The organism is Protofrankia sp. Cr1, from assembly GCF_963555865.1.
Lineage (GTDB): Bacteria > Actinomycetota > Actinomycetes > Frankiales > Frankiaceae > Protofrankia.
The window spans coordinates 16,206-19,744 of the sequence record NZ_CAUVXO010000057.1 but is presented as its reverse complement, the minus strand read 5'-3'; the positions used below and the strand labels follow the sequence as shown (position 1 = coordinate 19,744).

The following is a 3,539-nucleotide window of genomic DNA, read 5'->3' as shown; positions in this document are numbered from 1 at the left end:
GCGCTCACCAGGCGGCGGCCGTCGTCGGTCATCACCAGCACCTCACGGATCTTCTCGCGCGGCAGCCGTGTGCTGCCCTGGACCCGGGCATCCCCGGCGTAGGTCGCGACCCAGGTGGCGGCGACCTCACGTGTGCCGTCAGTGGCCACCACCACCAGTTGGCAGTGTTCCTCCGACGGCACCCCGCTGACAGTGATCGTTAGACCGGTACCGACGCCGACCTGTGCGAACGAGATCGTCGTATGCACCCGTGTCGTCGAATCCGTGGCGGACACGACCGTGCGTGCCGGGGGGTCGGACCCGGATATGCCCAGCCCCGCGGCAGTGCCGCTCACCGCGACCACTGCGGCTGCCGCAACGGCCAGGAGCCGACGACGGCGGTGACGGCGCTGCGCCGTCACCGCCCGGGCGGCCGTGACCATCCGCGGTAGCAGGTCCGGCGATGGTGCGGGCAGTCCTGATGCCGCCTCCTGGGGGCTCAGCCTCGACAGCAGCCCGGGCAGCTCCGCAAACTCGCTGAGCGTGTCCCGGCAGCGGGTGCAGCCGGCCAGATGCGCCTGAACCGCGGTTCGTTCGGCTGGCTCCAGTGCCCCGAGGACCAACGCACCGAGCGTCAGCTCAGCCTGCTCGCACCTCATCTGCTCACTCCCCGCTCCCGCAGGGCGAGCTTCAGCGCCCGGAGCCCGTAGAACGCCCGTGACTTCACCGTCCCGACCGGAACGCCCAGAGCTTCGGCGGCCTCGGCCACCGACCGGCCCCGGTAGAAGGTCTCGACAATCACCGCGCGGTGTGCCGGACTCAGCGTTGCCAGCGCGTCCGCGACCAGCCAACGCTCCATCGCACGCTCGATGTCGTCCGCCGCGGGGACCTCCGTGACATCGACATGCGACACTTCGTACGGCCGTGACCGCCGTGCCCGGTACTGGTCGCACGCGATGTTGTGGGCCACAGTGAGCAGCCAGGACCGGATCGAGCCGCGATCGGGGTCAGCCACCGCGTCCAGGCGTCGCCATGCCCGCAGGAACGTCTCCTGCACAATGTCCTCGGCTCGTCCTCGGTCCCCGTCCGTCAGCCGGTTCGCATAGGTGAACACAGCGCTACCGTGCTCCTCTTGGAGCGCGCGTAGGACCGTTTCCTCGTCCCGGCGAGCCGTCACCTTCTCATCACGGCTGAACATGTCCGATGGTTCAGCCGGATGCTCTCATCCACGCGGCTGGCTGGACCCGGACTGCCGGCCGGGCCGGCGACGGCTGGGCCGCGCGGGCCGCTGGCCGACCTGCGGCAAAATCGCGCGCACCGGCGCGACCGGCGCGACCGGAGCATTCCGCCGGCCGTCGGCGCCGTCTTCGCCTTCGTTCTGGACGTCGCCAGTGCGCCTGGCAGCCGTTGTCATCACGACCCGCGCGGCGGGCGAGCCGGGCCGGGCAGCGGTCGCAGTACCGGTTGCGGTACCGGCTGCGGCGCCACGGCCATCGTCACCGCCCGCGGTGCCCGCGGTGCCCGCAGTGCCCGCAGGCTTTGCGGCCTCGAGCTGATGAGCGACAGCTATCGCATGGTTGATCGGGATGGAGTACCCGGCCCGCATCCCGGCCGGCAGATACTCGTTGAACATCGTGGCAGCGGTGTCCATACCGACCACCTGACCCGCCGCGCTGACCAGCGGACCACCGGAGAAGCCGGGTTTGATCGCGAGGTTGGTCCTGATGAGGCCGGTCAGCTGCTCGGCGTTGCCGCCACCGGGGTCGGTGGCGGTGATGCTCTGGTTGAGGGCGGTGACAGCGCCGGTGACGACGGTCGGTGCCCCACCCTCGGCATTGCCGACGGCTGCGACGGAAGCGCCTATCGAGATCTTCGCCGAGTCTCCGATCGGCACTGTGGTCAGCCCGGCAGCGCCGCGCAACTGGAGCACTGCGACATCATTGGTTGCGTCGGCGCCGACGACCGCGGCTGGATACGCGCGTCCGGTGCTGGCGACGGTGACGGTTATGCTTGCGGCGTCCTGGATGACGTGATTGTTGGTGAGCACCTCACCGGCGGAGTTCAGCACCATGCCGGTTCCCGCGGCGGACCCGCTCTGCGAGGCGAGCGTGGAGACAATGCGCACCACACCCGGCGTGACCCGGTCTGCGACACCGGATCGCTGCGAGGGAATGGGGCTGCCGGTCGCCGCGGTGACCAGGCCGGGAGCGGCGAAGGTACGGATGGCCGGACCCGGGACGATGGTGGCGTCGAGGAGACCACCCGCCATACCGGACGCAGGGGTCCCCGTACCGATCGCGACGGCGGAGCTGGTCATGCACGCCGTCACACACCCAAGGGCGGCTGCCCGCAGTCGCCACGCGGAGGTACCGGGACGCTCCTCACCCACCATGCGGACCTCCTCGTGAGTCAACCGCCAGGGCTGGCGCCGCCAGAGCCCCGCGGTTCGAGCCCCTGCCGCTTGCCGCACCTGCCGGCTGCCGACTGCCGACTGCCGGACCTCGACCACCGCGATCGAGGTCCGGCGACCTAACCCAATCGCGTGGCCGTCCCCGGGCGATCACCGAACGGTCAGATGGGGGGCACATCACGCCGAAACCACTGCCAGCCCACCCGCATCGCGCCGTTCGGTGATCGTTCAGCGATCGTTCGGTGATCGCGCTCCCTTTCTGCTACCGGCCCAGACGTTGGCGGAGCCCGGCCAGGAGTATTTCCATCCCGAACCGGTACTCCTCGTCATGATCACAGGTTGCAAGATCGGGAACGGCCGCGGCCAGCGCGGGGAAGCCGCCCGCCTGGAGCTCCTCGATCTGTCGCGCCCGCACCTCGGGTGATTGGGACCGCTCGACCAGCGAACTGCCGCCGCCGGCGAATTCGCGCAGGAGTGCCCCGGTATGAAGAGCGACGATGGCGCGTATCGCGTGGACGGAGGTGGCCTTGTCGAAGCCGGCGCCAGCCAGCAGGGCCACCCCGGTTTCGAACGCCCGGATAGCCACTTTCGAGCGCACCGGCCGGGTGGCCAGTAGAATGAAGGCAGCAGGATGAGCCAGCGCCACGCGGCGGAACTCATCGGCAATGGCGTGGACCCGGTCTTCCCATGGCCCGATCGTCGCCGGGGGTATATCGATTTCATCGAGTATGACCGTGGTCACCCCGTCGAGTACCGCGGCCTTGTTGGGAACGTGGTTGTACAGGGACATGGCCTCCACTCCGAGCACGCCAGCGAGACGGCGCATGCTGAGCGCGTCGACGCCGTCGCGATCGACGAGTCGGACAGCGGCATCGATGATCCGCTCACGACTGAGTGGCTGGCGGGTGCCGGCTCGGTTGCTCTTCGCCATGTTGGCTACTGTCCGTCCTCGGTTCACGGGACCTGTGGCTGCGCGAGACACGTGCCCGGCAGATCACCATCCGGTCATTCGGCGCGAACAAGGGGACCGGACGGGCCGGGTCGGAGCAGTTGAGAACTTACACGCGGCTGTTAATCCGGCGCCTGCGAACCCACCTCGCGATGACAGAGAGTCGCAATCTGGGTCGTCACGCCACGCAAGAGCGGGAGC

At 69.3% G+C, this 3,539-nt stretch carries 4 protein-coding genes; all 4 read right to left on the bottom strand.

All coding sequences use genetic code 11. The features are described from left to right. Window positions 1-638, bottom strand: a 638-nt coding sequence (locus U9980_RS07735) for a zf-HC2 domain-containing protein (protein ID WP_322767311.1), incomplete at its 3' end; no start/stop codon positions are given. Continuing rightward, window positions 635-1,177 (bottom strand): sigma-70 family RNA polymerase sigma factor, encoded by a 543-nt coding sequence (locus U9980_RS07730; protein ID WP_322748596.1) that lies wholly within the window; start codon window positions 1,175-1,177, stop codon window positions 635-637. The genes U9980_RS07730 and U9980_RS07735, both read right to left, overlap by 4 nt. A gap of 24 nt (window positions 1,178-1,201) precedes the next feature. Beyond that, window positions 1,202-2,371, bottom strand: a complete 1,170-nt coding sequence (locus tag U9980_RS07725) for a S1C family serine protease (RefSeq protein WP_322767310.1) — start codon at window positions 2,369-2,371, stop codon at window positions 1,202-1,204. Window positions 2,372-2,651: 280 nt separating this feature from the next. Then, window positions 2,652-3,320 (bottom strand): TetR/AcrR family transcriptional regulator C-terminal domain-containing protein, encoded by a 669-nt coding sequence (locus tag U9980_RS07720; protein WP_322767309.1) that lies wholly within the window; start codon window positions 3,318-3,320, stop codon window positions 2,652-2,654. Between the last annotated feature and the right edge of the window lie 219 nt (window positions 3,321-3,539).

Coding starts and splice junctions, on each gene's coding strand:
- U9980_RS07725 (WP_322767310.1), bottom strand. CDS start 2,371: ATGGTGGGTGAGGAGCGTCCCGGTACCTCCGCGTGGCGACTGCGGGCA.
- U9980_RS07720 (WP_322767309.1), bottom strand. CDS start 3,320: ATGGCGAAGAGCAACCGAGCCGGCACCCGCCAGCCACTCAGTCGTGAG.
- U9980_RS07730 (WP_322748596.1), bottom strand. CDS start 1,177: ATGTTCAGCCGTGATGAGAAGGTGACGGCTCGCCGGGACGAGGAAACG.